The following is a 16,701-nucleotide window of genomic DNA, read 5'->3' on the forward strand; positions in this document are numbered from 1 at the left end:
GCGTCAGACCTTGACGCCCAGACCTTGACGCTCAGACCTTGACGCCGTGGTCGCGGAGGAACTTGAGCGGCTCGACGGCGGAGCCGTAGTTCGGCGTCGTACGGATCTCGAAGTGCAGGTGGGGGCCGGTCGAGTTGCCGGTGCTGCCGGACAGGCCGATCTGCTGGCCGGTGCTCACGGACTGCCCGATCCGGACGTCGATCCGGGACAGGTGGGCGTACTGCGAGTACGTCGCGTTGTCGTGCTTGATCACAATCGCGTTGCCGTACGCGGGGCCGTCACCGCCGCCGTTCGGACCCGCCTTGACGACCACACCGCCGTGCGCCGCGTGCACCGGGGTGCCGGTCGGCACGACGAAGTCCTGACCGCTGTGGTTGTGCGACCAGAGGTTGCCCGCCAGGCCGAAGGCGGCGCCTATCACGTACTTGTCGACCGGGGTCTCCCAGGCGTTGGCCTTCGGGGCGGGCGCCTTCGCGGCGGCCTGGCTGACGGACGGGGCGGAGGCGGCCGTGCCCGCCCCGACGGCGAACGCCGTGCCGGCGCCGAGCGCGAGCGAGGCCCCCAGCCCCATGGCGACCACGGCGGCGCGCCCCCTGGACACGGACGTAAGCGAGAAACGGCGGTTTGTGGCGCGCGGGGCCATGGGAAGTACCTCCAGAAGCGTCTTCGGAACGCCCCTTGTTATCCCGTTCTCGTTAATAGGCCAAGGTGTTCTTCTACTAAGTGAGTACGTAGCGAATTGCTTATGGGGAGCCGTATCCCGCACGGAATTCCCAGAAACTCCCATCACACCTCTGACCTGCGAGACCCCCTATTTTCCGTAGTAGAGCCGGGACGGCCTGTGTGGGATGTCACCTTCGCAGGGACTTTAGGATGTCCGGTTCGGGACCAAGGGCCTTACCCCGCTGTACGCTGTCGGCGGCCCGCTGCGGCCGGGGACACACAACTACCGGGGGGAAGGGACGTGGATCCCGCAACCATTGGCGCTCGCCTGGCGTCGAGCGTCGTCACGCCGCTCATCAAGAAGCTGTTCGTCAAGGAGGGGCCGGGCGCCGGGCTGGTCAATCAGCCGGTCCGCATTTCCTCCCTCATCTCGTTCCGGGGCGAGAAGCGCACCCTGACCGAGAAGGACCTGAACAAGCTCACCGCCGAACTCGTCGCGCAGGCCACCCGGCACGCGGGCCCCGGTGAGCGGCCTTGCCCCGCCGACGAGGACGAGCTCGTCGCCACGCATCTGGCGACCACCCTGTACGCGCTCGGCGACCTCGACATGAACGACGTCCAGGCGGTGCGGCTCGGCCACCGCGCGCTGGCCCGTGCGCTGATCGACGCCACCCTCGCCAAGGGCGACAAGCTGTTCCTCAGCCAGGGCGGCACACTGCTCTACCAGCGTCTGCTGGACACCGCCTGTCTCCATATCCTGCACTTCTTCACCCAGCGCTCGACCTTCGTCGCCCGCTCCCTCGTCGAGCAGAGCGGCCAGCTCAGCGAGCTGATCACCAAGATCGACCTCCTGATCGAGCGCATCCCCTCCCAATCCGCGCAGGACGCGGAGTTCGAGCGCCGGTACGCCGAGTACATGATCGGCAAGCACTCCACGCTGACGATCGTCGGGATCGACCTCAGCCACGCGGAGGCCACATGGCCGCTGGACGCGGCGTATCTCAGCCTGGAGGCGGTCTCGTCCGATGAGGAGCGTCCGCTGAGCGCGTTCGGACCGCTCGGAGACGAGACCCCCGCCGCCCCGCAGCACGCCGCCCTTCCCGCCGTCCTCCCCGCCGACCGGGCGCTCTCCGGCCATCAGCGGGTGCTGCTGCGCGGAATCGCGGGCTCCGGCAAGACCACGCTTGTGCAGTGGCTCGCCGTCTGCACCGCGCGGCAGGAATCGCCGCGCGGCCTGGAGCAGCTGATCGGCCGCGTCCCCTTCGTCCTCCCCCTGCGCACGATCGCCCGCCAGGAGTCGCTGCCCTCCCCGGCCTCCTTCCTGGGCTCCGTCCACAACCCCCTGGACGGCGCCCAGCCGCCGGGGTGGGCCGACCGCGTCCTGACCGCAGGCCGCGGGCTGCTGCTGATCGACGGCATCGACGAGATCCCCGAGCGCGACCGCGAGCGCACCCGGGCCTGGCTCGCCGACCTCCTCATCGCCTACCCGGACAACCTGTGGCTGGTCACCTCCCGCCCCTCGGCCGTCGCCGAGGACTGGCTGGGGGCGCAGGACTTCGCCGAGTTCACGCTGTCCCCGATGAGCCGCGAGGACATGGCGGCGTTCATCGACCGCTGGCACGAGGCGGCGCGCCAGACCTGCCGTACGGAGGAGGAACGGGCGGAGCTGAACGCGTATCAATCGGCCCTGCACACCGCCGTCCGCACCAAACAGGATCTGACCCGGCTCGCCACCAACCCCCTGATGTGCGGCCTGATCTGCGCCCTGCACCGCGCCCGCCGCGGCTATCTGCCGCCGGGCCGCAAGGCGCTGTACGACGCGGCGCTGTCCATGCTGCTGACGCGGCGCGACACCGAGCGCCACGTCTACGCGCCGGGTGACATCCAGTTGGACGAGGAGCCGCAGATCCAGCTCCTCCAGCGGCTCGCCTACTACCTGATCCGCAACGGCGAGGCCGAGCTGGACCGCGACCGCGCGGAACACCTCATCGAGGAGGCCCTCCCCTCGGTCCCCGCCGCCCGCGCCCTGGGCGACGCCCCCGCCATCCTGCGCCATCTGCTCCTGCGCAGCGGGCTGTTGCGCGAGCCCTCGGTGAGCACGGTGGACTTCGTCCACCGCACCTTCCAGGACTACCTGGGCGCGAAGGCGGCGGTGGAGGCGTGGGACATCGGCCTGCTGATCCGCAACGCGCATGACGCGCAGTGGGAGGACGTCATCCGTATGGCCGTCGCGCATGGGCGGCCGCGCGAGCGGGCGGAGCTGCTGCGCAAACTGCTGGAGGTGGCACGGCACGAGAACAGCGCCGAGTCGGCCCTTCGTCTGTTCCTGCTGGCCATGGCCTGCCTGGAGCACGCACCCGATCTGGACCCGGCGATACGGGACGAGGTCACGCGGAACGCGATGGAGTTCGTCCCGCCCTTGACCATCCCCCGAGCACGGGAGCTGGCCACGGTGGGCCCGCTGGTGCTGGAGCTTCTTCCGGGGCCGGAGGGGCTGACGGACGAGGTGGCGGAGTGCTGTGTGGTGACGGCCTCACGCATACCGGTGGACGCGGCGATCCCGTATCTGGCGAGGTTCGCCCAACACCCGGCGGTCGGGGTGCGTGCGCAACTGGCCTCGAGCTGGGGGCGATACGACACCGAGCGGTACTTCCATGAGGTGATCCGCCGCCTGGACCGGGACGACCTGTACTTCGTGGCCGAGACCATGGAGCATCTGCGGCTGCTCCTGGACACGGGTCCGCGTCCGTGGCTGATCCTGCGCGGGGATTTCACGGAGGACGAGATCAGGGACAACCTCAAGGGGGAGGAGGTGACCCGGCTGCGGCTGAACCGTAACGACGTGGTCGACGACCTCGGCGCCGCGATCGGCCACCTGGCGAACCTCGAAACGCTCTATCTGACCGGCTGCTTTGCGGCCCGCGACCTCTCCCCCCTGTCCGAACTCCCCCTCCACACCCTGGTCTACGAACCGCCGGGCCCCGGGGGCGGCGCCTTCTTCCCCAAGGGCCTGGGGGAGCTGACGGCCCTGGAACGGCTGAAGATCACCATCGGCCAGTCAGGTATCCACCCCCGGCACTTCCCACCCGGCATCACCTGGCTGGATCTGTATGTCAGGGCCGAGAGCCTGGACGCCACCTGGCTGGCCTTGGTGTTCTCCCGACTTCGTCATCTGAACGTCGCGTTCCTCCATGGCGCCGACCGCCCCATCGACCTGTCCCCGCTCGCCGCCCTCCCCGACCTGGAGACGGTCACGATCAACGCGGAGATCAGCGGTGCCGCATCGCTGCCCGGCGTCACGGTGACGGCGCCCGACAACGCGTTGGATCAGGATGCTTCCGAGACTCGGCTGAAGAGCCGGCCCGCGAGGTCGACCCCGGTGACCACGCCGTTGACGTCACGGGAGAAGTAACCGCGCTGCCCTCTGAGGCCGCCTTCAGTGACGATGTACTCGTCGCCGTCGCCGGGAAGGAAACCGATGGCCGCGGCCGGGTAGTCCGGGGGCATTTCCTCGTCCGATGCCTCGCGGATCTCCGGCTTGATCCCGACCGCCAAGGTGAGGCGGGTGCCCTCGGTGGCGATGTCGAGGTTCATGGCGTCGATCTCGTAGTGACCGACGACCTGTTGGGCCTGTCTCTGGTCGTACGGGAGAGGCTCCGCCGGCTTCTCGACGATGCCGAGGCAGTGCTCGAGTGCCCACCGTACGACGGACTGGTTGAAGGGGTAGCCGTCCGGACCGGCGTTGGCCAGGGAGACCACCGCGAAGTCGCGCTCGGGCACGATGAGCAGTTCGGCGAACTGGCCGTTGCCCGAGCCGCCGTGGCCGATCCCGTGGAGGCCGTCCAGGTCGTGCAGGAACCAGCAGATGCCGAAGCCGTCGCCGAGCGTGCTGGCGCGCAGCTCGATCGTCCGCTCCCGCATCCGGTGCAGCGCCGATGCGGGCACCACGCCCTCGCCGTCACCGAGTTGGAAGCGTGCCCAGCGCAGCAGATCGCTCACCGAGGAGGCGAGGCCGCCGCCGGGGTTGTCGCCGCGCGCCCCCTCCTTGAACGCTCCCCAGAGCCGGGCGGCCCGCAGTTCGCCGTCGCCGCCGCGGTTGTAGCCAACGGCGAACTTGCGGACCATCACCTCGGACAGGCCGTACACGGTGTCCGCAAGGCCCACCGGCTCCAGGACGAGTGAGGCCATGGCCTGCTCGAAGGGCAGGCCCGTGATCTTCTCGATGATCCGCCCGGCCAGGTTGTACCCGGCCTGGCTGTATGAGGCCCGGGCCCCGGGCGGTGCGATCAGCGGCAGCTGGGGCAGCTTCGCCACGAGCCCGGCCAGGGAGCGGTCGCCCTCACCGTCGTCGATCAAGTTCCAGTCCAGGCCCGCGGTGTGGTTGAGCAGGTTCAGGACGGTGATCTGCGCCGCGGCCTCCTCGTCGGCGAGCTTCAGCTCGGGGACGTAAGCCCGCACCGGCGCGTCCAGATCCACCTTCCCCTCGGCTACCAGGCGCATCAGCGCGGTCGCCGTGAAGGTCTTGGACACCGACGCCAGAGGGAACAGCGTCTTCTCGTCGACCGGCAGCGGGTTGCTGAGGCTCGTCACGCCGTGCGAGGCGTAGATCTCCTGGCCGTCCAGGAGCACCCCGACGGCGACACCAGGAACTCCCAGCTCCGTGGCGTGCGCCGCGACGAACTCCGACAGCTTCTCCTGCGACATGGCTCCCCTTCCAAGCACTTGAACTAAGTACGAGAGCGAGCGTAGGCGACTGATTGAACTAAGTGCAAGACTGGGCATGAACTAAGTGCAAGTAAGGTGGTGGCCATGGGGCGAGACACACTGACCGCAGACCGGATCATCCGTGCGGCCGTCGAACTGCTCGATGACGAGGGGCTGGACGGCCTCAACATGCGGAGCCTGGCGAAACGGCTCGGCTCGGCCGCCACGGCCGTCTACTGGCACATCAAGACCAAGGACGACCTCGTCCGACTCGCCAGCGACGCGATCTGGCATGAGGTTGAGCTGCCCGATCCCGACGCCACCGACTGGCGCACGGCCGCCACCGCCCATGCCTCAGGCATGCACGCGATGCTCACCCGGCACCCCTGGCTCGTCCAGGCATTCGGCAGCCACTTCCTGTACGGACCCGGCCAGGCCCGACACAGCGACCTCAGCCTCTCCATCTACGAAAAGGCGGGCTTTACCGCCGCCGACGCGGACCGGGCGGCCGCCACCGTGCTCACCTTCGTGCTCGGCAGCGCGCTTGGCCCTGCCGCACAGGTGTCGCTGAACCGCCGGCTGAACAAGGACGGCGCGGATGCCGAGCAGCTGATGGCCGACGCCATGACACATGCCCAGGAGACCGCCGGGCAATTCCCGCGCCTGCGCGAGCGCCTCGGCACCACGGCCGCCACGGAGTACGCCGCAGCGCCCGACAACACCTTCACGTTCGGCCTTCAGTCCATCCTGGACGGCTTCGAGGCACACCTCACCGCCGACCGCGCCAGTCGTCGCGAGTGACCGCCACGGGCAACACACCGTCCTCATCGCTCGCCGGAACCGCACCGAACTGGTACGGCCCCGGCGCACGATCTGCTGCAGCTTCTGCCTTCCAGATCGGTCAGTCTGCACACCCGCACAGGCTCGGCCACCACACCTCCAGCGGCGCGGAGCCGCCGGTCGCGCCGGGGCCGGTCGCCTCAGCCGCCGGCATCCTCGTCGTCGCGCTCACGGGCGCCCCCGTCGCGGTCGTCGTGGGTACGGCCGCACACAATCGCGAGGCTTTCATGCATGTATTGAAACGGCCCATCCAAAACGGCTAGGCTGACGCTATGGCCCGACCGAGGATGTTCGATGAGGAACGGGCCCTGGACGCGGCGATGCACACGTTCTGGGAGAAGGGCTACGAGTCCACTTCCACCCAGGACCTGTGCGAAGCCACAGGCCTGGGGCGGAGCAGCATCTACAACACATTCAAGAGCAAGCACGACCTGTTCCAGCGTGCGCTCGCCCACTACATCGACACCATGACCACCGCCCAGCTGGCCGTCCTGGAGGACACTCGGCACAGTGCCGCTGATCGCATCCGCGCCCTGTTCGCCATGGTCATCGACGGCGAGACCGAGCACCGGGCCGGCGGCCGCAGCCTGGGCTGCCTGACCGTGAACACCACGGTGGAACTGGCCGCACGCGACAGCCAGGCGGCGGGAATGCTGGAGCGCGACACGGCCCGCAGACTCACGGTGTTGCGCGCGGTGATCGAGGAGGGCCGCCGGGACGGCAGTATCACCTCCCGGCGGGACGCCGGGGCGCTGGCCCGCTTCATCAACGCGGCGATCGGCGGTATGCGCATCTCGAGCCAGGGCGGCGCCGACCGGACCGCGCTGGAGTCGATCGCCGAAGTCAGCCTCGACGCACTGACTCACTGACGCACTGGCCCGCTGCCCCGCTGACCCACGCTCCGCCCTGGGCGGAGCCGACCCGCGCCCCCGTTTTGAACTAATCAATACATAACCCCGGCCGCAATCCTTAAGGAGACCGAACCGTGCCCCGTGCCGTATACGTCCTGGCACTCGGCATCTTTGCCATGGTGACCAGCGAGTTCGTGGTCGCCGGACTGATGCCTCAGATGGCCGACGGGCTGAACGCCACCATCCCGCAGATCGGATACCTCATCACCGCGTTCGCGGTGGCCATGGCGGTCGGCGGGCCGTTCCTCACCATGGCGCTCATGAAACTCCCGCCGCGTACCGCCCTGATGGTGCTGTTCGTCATCTTCCTGGCGGGCAACGTCCTGGCGGCCACCGCGACCGGCTACTCCACGATGATGGCCGCGCGGATCATCACCGGGATCGCCTCCCAGGCCTTCTTCGGCGTGGGCATCTCGATGTGCGCCCAGATCACCCGCCCCGAGGTCCGCGGCCGCGCGATAGCGGTCGCGATGAACGGCCTCATGCTCGGCACCCTGCTCGGACTGCCCATCTCCACCCTGGTCGGCGAGCGGTTCGGCTGGCGCGCGGCATTCTGGACCATCACCGCCATCACCGTGATCGCCGCCGTGACGACCCTGTTCGGCGTACCCCGCATCGAGCGCGCCGAGGGCGGCGGCGGCTTCCGACAGGAGGTCGGCGTCTTCAAGAAGCCCAAGCTGTGGCTGGCGCTGTCCACCAGCACGCTGATCATCGGCGCCACTTTCTCCGCCTTCAGCTACTTCAACCCCATCCTCACCGACCTCACCGGCTTCTCCACCGACACCGTTCCCGTCCTGCTGATCGCCTACGGCGCCGCCACCGTCGTCGGCAACAACATCGTCGGCCGCTTCGCCGACCGCCACACCATCCCGGTCCTCGCCGTCGGCCTGATCCTCAACACCGTGTTCCTGACCGGCTTCGCCCTGTTCGCCGACCTGCCCGCACCGGCCGTCGTCTGCATGATGGGCGTCGGCCTGGTCGGCGTCACCATGAACCCGGCCATGGCGACCCGCGTCCAGCGCACCGGCAACGCCGGCCCACTGGTCAACACCGTCCACTCCTCCTTCATCACCCTCGGCATCATCCTCGGCTCCTCCATCGGCGCCGTCGTGATCGACACCTGGGGCCTGCGCGCCTCCCTCTGGCTCGGCGCGATCACGGCCCTGGTCGGCCTGGCCACCGTCCTACCCGACCTCGCCCGCCGTTCCACCCCCACAACGGGCCTCGCTTCCCCCTGCCCTGCCGAGCAGACAGAAAGCGGCGCTCTAGCCTCTCCGTTCTGACCGGGCCCGCTCGGCTTTCAGCAGGCGCTGGTAGTCCGTGAGCACGCGCAGCAGCGCGAAGCCGGTGCCGAGGGGGACGGTGCCGAGTTCGAGTTGGGGTTGGCGGGGGTCGCTGAGGTCGGCCCGTACGTCGGGGAGCCGTACGCCGTGGGCGGCGAACTCGTCGCGGAGGATCGCGGCGACCCGCTCGGCGGGGGTGGGGTTCATGCGGGGCTTTTCGTGTGCGCGGGCGGGACGTTGAACTCGAACCAGACCGCTTTGCCGGTACCTTCGGCCGGTTCGTCGATGGTCATGCCGCAGACGTCGGAGAGGGCCGTGACCAGGAAGAGGCCGCGCCCGTTGGTCTCATCGCTGGCGGCGCGGCGGGGCGAGGGGAGTTCGGGGCTGTCGTCGTGGATGGTCACCCGGACGCGGTCGTGCTGAACGGTGGCGGCCATCCGTACGTCGCCCTTGCCGTGCCGGTGGACGTTGGTCACTAACTCCGACGTGCAGAGGGCTGCCGCCTCGGCGAGTCGATCCAGTCCGGATGCGGTGAACACCCCGCGCACGAAGTCGCGGCACAAGCGGGGTGAGGAGGGGAGAGCGGGGGCGGAGAGGGTGTAGCGGTGCGGATGTTCCGGGTGTGCGTGTGCTCCCATGCGACGCCTCCGTGGCGCTCGTAGCTCAATACCCTGTGTGAGCAAGGCAACACCCAAGGTATGGCAGATCTCAGCAATGTTGCAACCGATCCGCGAAGATGATTGGACTGCCCCACCCGTGCGGGGCACACTGACACCGATTCCCCTGGAGGACCGGTCGTGGCGCTGCGAACGCTCATCACCGAACGGCAACGCCGACTTGGCGCAGAGCTGAAGAAGTTACGGCTTCAGGCAGGGCTGTCGATCGCCGACGGCGGCAAGCGGATCGGCATGGGCGCGCCGCACCTGAGCCACATCGAGGCTGGGCGGACTGCGATCCCAGCGGATCGCCTGCGCGATCTCGTCGACGCCTACGGGGGCAAGAATGAACCGTACGTTGACGAGCTTGTCAGCATGGCCGAGAGCAGCGGCAAGGGTTGGTGGTCGGCGTATCGGAAGTCCTTCCCGCAGTTCACGCTCGATCTAGCTGAGCTGGAGTCGCGGGCGACCCACCTGCAGAGCCACGAGACGCTGCTGGTCCCCGGGCTACTGCAGACCGAGTCGTACATGCGCGCCCTCTTCCGCAGCTCACTACCCGACGCGTCCGAGGACGACATCGAAACAGCGGTGCGCTTCCGGCTGGCGCGGCAGGAAATCCTCGCGTCCGCATCGGTCACCTTCCACGCGGTGATCCACGAGGCCGCTCTGCGCATCTCAGTAGGCGGTCCTCACGTCATGCGAGGGCAGCTCACTCATCTCATCCGAGCAGCGGGGCGTCCGGGCACGGACATCCAGATCCTGCCGTTCGAGAGTGGAGCGCGAGCCTGGTTCGGGACACCATTCCTGATCCTCGGGCCGGGCGTGCCCGGATTGGAGACGGTCGTTCTTGAGCACCCCGTGGAATCTTTGCGCCTGGACGACGACAAATCGATTGCCCACTACGGCAAAACGTTCGAAGGTCTGAGCAAGAGTGCGCTGCCAGCGGTGGTGACGGACGGATCCCCGGACCGTCACGAGAAGCGCGACTCATGGGGCCTGATCCAGCACATCCTGTACACCTACTAAGCGAAGGACGTCATGTCCGATCTCACCTGGCAGAAGTCCTCGTTCAGCGACGGCGCGGGGCCGAACTGCGTGGAGCTCGCCGCCACCCCTGACGGCATCCACATGCGCGAGAGCGATGAGCCGGAAGCGGTGATCCATACGACCCCCGCCGCGCTCGGCGTCCTCATACGTGCCATAAAGACCGGCCGCCTCGACCACACCCTCTGAGCGCAGGCCCGGATGCCAGGCGCGGGCATCGTCTCGCGCGCTTCGCGCGGTTGAGCAGCGGCGACGGGGGCCGGGGCGCAGGGCGCGTCGCCGGCCGGTGGGCCGGTGGAGGTGCGGCCCTCCTGGGTACCCCTCTCGAAAACGTTTGATCTGGCGCAACTAATACATCAAGCGATTTGGGGGCGCCCCACGGCAGGGCTGGCCGGAGGCAGAGCCCCGGAACTTAGCGAGCTCGCCCCGCATGCGGGGTGAGCTCGGCTCGTCGCCACCCCAAACCAATTATGCCTTTCAGTTCAGTCATTCGCCGCATACATCAGATAGTTTCGGTTAACTTCAATCAGGCGATCGAGTTCTGTTCTGGCGGCAACCAGCTGGTCTATGGCGAACGAAAGGCGATTTCGCTCCTGATCCATTACGGTCAAGGCTTGCTCAGCCCTTCCCTTGTTGGGCTCTGTCATGCAGGGAACCATCTGGGCGATGGTTCTACTGGACATTCCGGCGGCAAAGAACACCTGAATCAGCGCCACCCGATGGACGTGCTCATCGTTGTAGTACCGCTGACCGCTGGGAGACCTTGCGCTGACCAGCAAGCCCTGCTGCTCGTAATAGCGCAGCGACCGCCGACTCACTCCTGTCCGTGTGGATAGTTCACCGATCCGCATCTCAGCCTCTCGTTGTAAGTTGGGTCACACCGACTTGCCCATGACATCGATGTGAGCGTTTAGGTTACTCCTGCTGGCCAGGCCCGCAGCCAGGGCATCTGGCCACAGACCTCTCGCATTCATGAGCACCGAGAAGGAGAATTCCGTGATCAAGCTCGCCTTCATGATCAACCGTATCGATGGGATGACCTTCGAGGAATTCGTAGAGCATCACCGAAACCACCATGCCCCGCTATTCACCTCCATTCCGGAAGCGCGGCAGTACGTGAAGAAGTACACCGTCTCTCATCCGGTGCCCGCGGAAGGGTATCCGAGTCCCGCCTATGACGGCCTCACTGAAATCTGGTTCAGTGATTGGACGGATCACGACGCCTTCTTCGCGTCCAATAATTACAAGGAGTTGGTGAATCCGGACGAGAGCAAGTTCATCGACATGAATTCGGTGGCGGTAATGGTCACTGAGGAAAAGGTTGTCCTCTGACTTGATCTCCGCTTCGGACGAGGAACGTCGTGAGTTGGCACCTAGGCCCGAACCATTCACTCAGCCAGGAGCGGTGAGCGATGGCCGACCTCCACACCCTGATCGGCTGGGTGAGGTGCACTCCGATACGCGGTGGTGCGCACCGATTTGACCCGGTGCGCACCAAACATCGACCTCTAGGTTGTGAACTCCTGGAGCCCAGGACACGTTGCGGTCGGCGGTTTCATACGCGCCGTGAAGGCCGGTCGCCTCAATCGCACCCGCTGACCAGCGGCCACGCCTCCGACGGTTCACCGAGCCACACCCGGTGGCCCTCGGTCGTGACCGTCAGGCCGAAGTCGAACAGCTCCGGCCGCCCGGCCTCCTCCCACCAGGCGAGGGCCTCGGCGGTCTCGTCGGCCAGGTCGCGCGGACCCCACTGGTGCACCGCGCCATCCGCCGCGTACGCCCACGAGTCCCGGCTGCACCACCAGTGCCCGCCGTCCTGCGGCCAGTGCGCCACGTCCGCAAGCCGCAGGCCCGCCGCGAACTCGGCGTGCGGGTCGGCGAGCGCCGCGATGTCCAGATCGGCCTTGCTCTCGCGGCTTTCCTCCCACGCTTCCGTGGAGAAGACCGCATCAATACGGGGACGTGCGCGCTGACCCCGCACCACCATGAACGTCACCGCGCCCACGAACCGGCCCTCGGCGCAGCCGTCCGAGACGGTCAGCCGCACGAGTCCGTGCGAGCAGAACGCGGTCCGGAAGGGGGCCAGGATCAGCCCGCCGGGCCGCACCTGCTCAACCCACGGCCATGGGATCGACGTCACCGAGGCCGTCGCCACCAGCCGGTCGTACGGCGCGCCGCTCCGCCAGCCCCGCTCACCGTCCGCCTCCAACACCGTCACCCCGCCGTATCCGGCCCGGTGCAGCGCGGCCCGTGCGCCATGGGCCACATCCGGGTCGATGTCCAGCGTGGTCACCCGCCCGGCGCCTGCCCGCTCGGCCAACAGCGCCGCGTTGTACCCGGTGCCCGCCCCGATCTCCAGCACCCGATGCCCCGGCCGCAGGTCCAGTTCGGCGAGCATGGTCACCACGGCGGCCGGCGCCGAGATGGAGCTGGTGGGAACATCGCCGCCGGAAGGGGCTGGGACCCCATCGTCCACCTGGGTGGCAAGGGCCCGTGCGGGGTCGTACACCATGCGGGCCCACCGTTCCGGGTCCTCCTCTCGGCGGAGCGACCGGTATACGCCGCCGTCCACCACCCATACGGTGCTGGGGACGAACTCGTGCCGCGGGACGGCCTCGAACGCGCGCCGTACCCACGGCTCGGTGATGTCGAGCGCCTCGGCCACCCGCGCGTGGAGCCCTTCCAGATCGGTCACTTGCGGTGGGTCCCGCCGCCCGGCCTGGAGACATCCGGATGCTGTCCGTCCGAGTCCCGCGGGCTCGGCTGCTTCGGCTGCTTCGGCTGCTTCGGCTGCGGGTTCGGTGTGGGCGGCTTGCCATGCGTTCCCATGTCGGGCCCCCTCGCATCGTTGGTCAAGCGACCAGTGTGGGCTTCGCCTGTCGAGGGGCAGTAGAGCGCGTATGTCCCAACAGGGGGCAGATCGTGCCGCCATGCGCCTGCTCCCCGGCAGGGGCTGGCCGGAGGCGGCCTCCGGTACTTGCCCCTGACGCCAACGTCAGGTTTTAGCTTGGCCGGGCCGCTCGATTCCGCGCGGTGATGACGTCCGGTCAAGGAGTATCCACGTGTCCATAAGCAGTAGTGCCGAGCGTGCGGCCCAGGTTCTGTCCCGTCCGTTCACCGTGGGTGGGCTCACCGTGCGCAATCGGATCGCCATGGCGCCGATGACCCGCATGTTCTCGCCGGGCGGGGTGCCCAATGCCGATGTGGTGGCGTACTACGCGCGTCGCGCCGCCGCTGGGGTAGGGCTGATCATTACCGAGGGGACCTATGTCGATCACCCCTCGGCGGGGCTGAGCGACAGCGTGCCACGGTTCTACGGGGAGGACGCCCTGGCCGGGTGGGCCGAGGTCGTGAAGCAGGTGCATCTCGCGGGCGGGCGGATCGCGCCGCAGATCTGGCATGTGGGGGTTTCGCGGGAGGAGGGCGCCCCGCCCCACCCCGAGGCGCCCGTGCTGAGCCCGTCCGGTGTCGGGCTGGACGGCCGGCCGGTCGGGCAGGCGATGACGCAGGGCGACGTGGACGCGGTGATCGCCGCCTTCGCCGACGCGGCCGCCGCGGCCGAGCGGATCGGGTTCGATGGCGTCGAACTCCACGGGGCGCATGGGTACTTGATCGACCAGTTCCTGTGGGGCGCCACCAACCGACGCACCGACGCGTACGGCGGCGACCCGGCGTCCCGGGTCCGCTTCGCAGCCGAGCTGGTGGCGGCCTGCCGCAAGGCCGTCTCCGCCGAGTTCCCGATCATCTTCCGTACGTCCCAGTGGAAGCAGGACCACTACGACGTGCGGATGGCCGGGACCCCGCAGGAGCTGGAGGCGCTGCTCACCCCGCTGGTGGAGGCGGGGGTGGATGTCTTCCACTCCTCCACCCGGCGCTACTGGACGCCGGAGTTCGAGGGCTCGGACCTGAACCTCGCGGGCTGGACGAAGAAGCTCACCGGGAAGCCGACCATCACGGTCGGTTCGGTCGGCCTGAACCAGGACTTCCTGCCGACGTTCGTGCCCGGGACCGGCAGCGAGCGGGCCCAGGTGGCGGACATCGAGAATCTGCTGGACCGGCTGGAACGGGACGAATTCGATCTCGTGGCCATCGGGCGGGCCCTGCTCGCCGACCCCGAGTGGGCCGAGAAGGTGCTGACCGGGCGCACGGAGGCGCTGGTGCCGTACTCCAAGGAGCAGCTGGGCACGCTGCACTGAGCCGGAGGAGATGACCGGTTCAGCCCATGTGAATGGCCGGTTTCACACCTCGCTGAGAGGATTGACCCGGTTCGCTCCCCTGGGAACCACGGAGAACAAGGAGAGCCGGTCATGTCCAAACGACTGCATGTGGGCAACTTGAGCTATCAGACGACGACACAGGACCTGGCGACCCTGTTCGGGCAGTTCGGCGAGGTGCTGGACGCGACCGTGATCACCGACCGGGAGAGCGGCCGCTCGCGGGGGTTCGGGTTCGTGGAGATGGACGAGGCGGCCGCGGAGAAGGCGATGGCCCAGCTCGACGGCTGTGAGATGAACGGCAGGGCGGTGACGGTCACCGAGGCGAGGGCGGTCTCACGCGGCACGCGCTGAGAAACGGCACGTGTACGGAAGGCAAAAACGGAACGTGCCGTTCGCCACGTATCGCCGCTAGGACTTGCGGGTGGAGCAGTGTGCCGTGGTGGTATTGACTGATGCGATCCCCCACACGCATACCTTCACCGGAGTCTTCACACCCTCACACTGGTTCACCCGGCGTTCATTACCGGAACCCGTACGAGGAACTCGCCGAGCTGGCCGACCCGTACGATCCGGACGATCCCCTGGGCCTCGGCCTGACGTCGGACGATGACGACGACGCCGACCTCGGTGGGCGCAGAGACAAGCCGGCCGCCTCGGGCTCAGGGGACGACGGCGAGCGGTGGTCACCGCCCAACCACCGCCGCTCGTCCCGGCGTCGGCGCGGCCGCTTCCGGGCGGTGCCGCGCACCGCGAAGGCGGTGATCGGGCTGGTCGTGCTGGCGCTGCTGCTGGTGCTGGCCGACCGCTGCGCGGTGATGTACGCCGAGCGCAAGGCCGAGCAGGAGCTCCAGAAGAAGCTGAATCTGGCCACGGCGCCGAACGTGACCATCCACGGCTTCCCGTTCCTCACCCAGGTGCTGGGGAAGGACCTCCAGCAGGTCGACATCGCCGTGCCGGATGTGGCGGCCGACCGGGTCTCGCTCGCCGAAGTGCGCGCCCAGGCCCAGGACATCCGGATCGTGGGGGATCTGCCCAGCTCCTTCAGGGGCGCGACGGTGGGCCGGATGAAGGGCGATGTACTGCTGTCCTTCGAGGACCTCAGCCGTGAACTGGGCGCCTCCCAGGTGCGGTTCCAGGCTCTGGGGCCCAGCTCGGTGCGCGCGGACGGGAAGCTGCCGGTCGCGGGCCGGCAGGTGTCGCTGCACGCCCAGGCACATATCCGGCGCCAGGGAGACCGTGGGATCTCCACCAGCGTCACCGATATGCGGCTGGACATCCCCGGGATCGCCACCTACCGGCCCGGCCCCGAGCCGCGCCCCGGGCTGTATCTGCACAAGAAGGCGGCCAAGCAGATCAGCGAGGACTCCGAGAAGGCGCAGGCGCTGCTGTCGATCCCGTCGGTGGCGGAGAAGCTCGGGGTGTCACCGACGGAGGCGGGGCAGGCGCTGAACGACGAGCGAAAGCTGGACGAGATCACGGGCTCGCCGCGATTCGTCCCCGCGCTGCTCGCGGTCAACCTCGTCCAGGCGGCCAATGACCATCCCCAGCTGGCCAGGAAGCTCGGCATCGACCCGACGGTCGCCGCCGCGCTGGCGCGGATGAAGGTGCCGGAGCTGACGAACAAGCTGGAGCTCTCCTTCCAGCTGCCCGAAAAGGCCAAGGGCATCCGGTTGGCGAACATCGGTGTCTCCCCGGAGGGGATTCGGGCAGATCTGGCCGGTGCGGGGCTGAATTTCGGAAAAACCCGCTAGATCTGTCGGGACCGCTGACGAATTCGGCTTTACGAAAGGGGCTGGTGGCGTGCGCCACCAGCCCCTTTCGCATGCCCACGCAACCCCCTGCGCAGCCCCCTGCGCAGGCGCTTCGCGCGAGACGCGGCAGGCCACCGCGCGGTTCCACCTCCCGCGTAAAAATTCCTTGAGACCGTTCTGGGCAAACGCACAGCTCAGTCCGATCTCCCTCACGGATAGCGCTCCTAATGTCTTCCGTGTCGAAGCCGAACGGCTCCGGCAAAGGAAAAGAAACCGAATTCCGAAAGGCACCATCATGAGCTTCCACAAGATCGTCCCGGTCAAGCCCGCCCGCAAGGCCGAGCCGAAGAAGAAGCACCACGCCCCGAAGCCGGCCCCGAAGAAGGCGCCGAAGAAGCCCCACCGCCGCCCCATCGGCGGCTGACCCACACACCTCGAGAGGCGGGTCCGCGGCAGCGCGCCGCGGGCCCGCCTCGGCCATGTCCGGAGCCGAGCGGGAGAGACCGACCGTGATCCCATACGAAGACCCGCCCACCATGCAGCTGCGCGCGCTCGGGACCGACCCGGCCACCGGTCTGGGACGGCATCGGCGCCCCGGGCGGCCACGTCCTTACGGCCGTCATCAGCCGAAG

General features: G+C 68.2%; 17 protein-coding genes. 11 read left to right on the plus strand and 6 right to left on the minus strand.

Annotated features, from left to right (window positions below; translation table 11 throughout):
- Positions 1 to 31: 31 nt before the first annotated feature.
- The gene (locus tag GWI24_RS11845; protein WP_210945870.1) at positions 32 to 643 is read right to left on the minus strand and encodes a M23 family metallopeptidase; all 612 of its coding nucleotides are present in this window, start codon (positions 641 to 643) and stop codon (positions 32 to 34) included.
- A gap of 321 nt (positions 644 to 964) precedes the next feature.
- Here GWI24_RS11845 and GWI24_RS11850 point away from each other — a divergent pair, with 321 nt between their 5' ends.
- Complete coding sequence (locus GWI24_RS11850) at positions 965 to 4,075, plus strand: NACHT domain-containing NTPase (protein ID WP_210945871.1); 3,111 nt, start codon at positions 965 to 967, stop codon at positions 4,073 to 4,075.
- On the opposite strand, the gene GWI24_RS11855 is transcribed toward GWI24_RS11850, so the two are convergent.
- Positions 3,991 to 5,367, minus strand: a complete 1,377-nt coding sequence (locus tag GWI24_RS11855) for a serine hydrolase (RefSeq protein ID WP_210945872.1) — start codon at positions 5,365 to 5,367, stop codon at positions 3,991 to 3,993. The two genes, GWI24_RS11850 and GWI24_RS11855, sit on opposite strands and share 85 nt — an antisense overlap.
- Before the next feature lie 105 nt (positions 5,368 to 5,472).
- Here GWI24_RS11855 and GWI24_RS11860 point away from each other — a divergent pair, with 105 nt between their 5' ends.
- From GWI24_RS11860 to GWI24_RS11870, 3 genes are all read left to right on the plus strand, one after another.
- Complete coding sequence (locus tag GWI24_RS11860; protein WP_210945873.1) at positions 5,473 to 6,168, plus strand: TetR/AcrR family transcriptional regulator; 696 nt, start codon at positions 5,473 to 5,475, stop codon at positions 6,166 to 6,168.
- A 311-nt stretch (positions 6,169 to 6,479) separates the two neighbouring features.
- The gene (locus GWI24_RS11865) at positions 6,480 to 7,076 is read left to right on the plus strand and encodes a TetR/AcrR family transcriptional regulator (RefSeq protein WP_210945874.1); all 597 of its coding nucleotides are present in this window, start codon (positions 6,480 to 6,482) and stop codon (positions 7,074 to 7,076) included.
- A gap of 116 nt (positions 7,077 to 7,192) precedes the next feature.
- On the plus strand, positions 7,193 to 8,401 hold the full coding sequence (locus tag GWI24_RS11870; RefSeq protein WP_210945875.1) for an MFS transporter: 1,209 nt from the start codon (positions 7,193 to 7,195) through the stop codon (positions 8,399 to 8,401).
- On the opposite strand, the gene GWI24_RS11875 is transcribed toward GWI24_RS11870, so the two are convergent.
- Positions 8,384 to 8,608, minus strand: coding sequence for a hypothetical protein (locus tag GWI24_RS11875; RefSeq protein WP_210945876.1), 225 nt, complete (start codon positions 8,606 to 8,608; stop codon positions 8,384 to 8,386). The two genes, GWI24_RS11870 and GWI24_RS11875, sit on opposite strands and share 18 nt — an antisense overlap.
- Complete coding sequence (locus tag GWI24_RS11880; RefSeq protein ID WP_210945877.1) at positions 8,605 to 9,039, minus strand: ATP-binding protein; 435 nt, start codon at positions 9,037 to 9,039, stop codon at positions 8,605 to 8,607. The genes GWI24_RS11875 and GWI24_RS11880 overlap by 4 nt, the downstream gene beginning before the upstream one ends.
- 159 nt (positions 9,040 to 9,198) lie before the next feature.
- Between GWI24_RS11880 and GWI24_RS11885 the strand changes: the two genes are divergently transcribed.
- Positions 9,199 to 10,083 (plus strand): helix-turn-helix transcriptional regulator, encoded by an 885-nt coding sequence (locus GWI24_RS11885; RefSeq protein WP_210945878.1) that lies wholly within the window; start codon positions 9,199 to 9,201, stop codon positions 10,081 to 10,083.
- Positions 10,084 to 10,095: 12 nt separating this feature from the next.
- Positions 10,096 to 10,290, plus strand: a complete 195-nt coding sequence (locus tag GWI24_RS11890) for a DUF397 domain-containing protein (RefSeq protein ID WP_210945879.1) — start codon at positions 10,096 to 10,098, stop codon at positions 10,288 to 10,290.
- A gap of 293 nt (positions 10,291 to 10,583) precedes the next feature.
- Here the strand turns inward: GWI24_RS11890 and GWI24_RS11895 are convergent, their stop codons facing one another.
- Positions 10,584 to 10,952, minus strand: coding sequence for a MerR family transcriptional regulator (locus tag GWI24_RS11895; RefSeq protein WP_210945880.1), 369 nt, complete (start codon positions 10,950 to 10,952; stop codon positions 10,584 to 10,586).
- Positions 10,953 to 11,097: 145 nt separating this feature from the next.
- On the opposite strand from GWI24_RS11895, the gene GWI24_RS11900 reads away from it, so the two are divergent.
- Positions 11,098 to 11,433, plus strand: coding sequence for an EthD domain-containing protein (locus GWI24_RS11900; protein ID WP_210945881.1), 336 nt, complete (start codon positions 11,098 to 11,100; stop codon positions 11,431 to 11,433).
- A gap of 250 nt (positions 11,434 to 11,683) precedes the next feature.
- On the opposite strand, the gene GWI24_RS11905 is transcribed toward GWI24_RS11900, so the two are convergent.
- A complete protein-coding gene (locus GWI24_RS11905; protein ID WP_210945882.1) occupies positions 11,684 to 12,796 on the minus strand; it encodes a methyltransferase domain-containing protein in 1,113 nt (370 codons plus the stop codon).
- 367 nt (positions 12,797 to 13,163) lie between these two features.
- Between GWI24_RS11905 and GWI24_RS11910 the strand changes: the two genes are divergently transcribed.
- The 4 genes from GWI24_RS11910 (at position 13,164) to GWI24_RS46160 (ending at position 16,493) form a co-directional block, all read left to right on the plus strand.
- On the plus strand, positions 13,164 to 14,297 hold the full coding sequence (locus tag GWI24_RS11910; RefSeq protein WP_210945883.1) for an NADH:flavin oxidoreductase: 1,134 nt from the start codon (positions 13,164 to 13,166) through the stop codon (positions 14,295 to 14,297).
- A gap of 111 nt (positions 14,298 to 14,408) precedes the next feature.
- Positions 14,409 to 14,669, plus strand: coding sequence for an RNA-binding protein (locus tag GWI24_RS11915; RefSeq protein ID WP_210945884.1), 261 nt, complete (start codon positions 14,409 to 14,411; stop codon positions 14,667 to 14,669).
- A gap of 101 nt (positions 14,670 to 14,770) precedes the next feature.
- Complete coding sequence (locus tag GWI24_RS11920; protein ID WP_210945885.1) at positions 14,771 to 16,069, plus strand: DUF2993 domain-containing protein; 1,299 nt, start codon at positions 14,771 to 14,773, stop codon at positions 16,067 to 16,069.
- A 295-nt stretch (positions 16,070 to 16,364) separates the two neighbouring features.
- Positions 16,365 to 16,493 (plus strand): hypothetical protein, encoded by a 129-nt coding sequence (locus GWI24_RS46160; protein WP_256654393.1) that lies wholly within the window; start codon positions 16,365 to 16,367, stop codon positions 16,491 to 16,493.
- Positions 16,494 to 16,701 lie beyond the last annotated feature (208 nt).

Source organism: Streptomyces sp. MK37H, assembly GCF_018035285.1.
GTDB lineage: Bacteria > Actinomycetota > Actinomycetes > Streptomycetales > Streptomycetaceae > Streptomyces > Streptomyces endocoffeicus.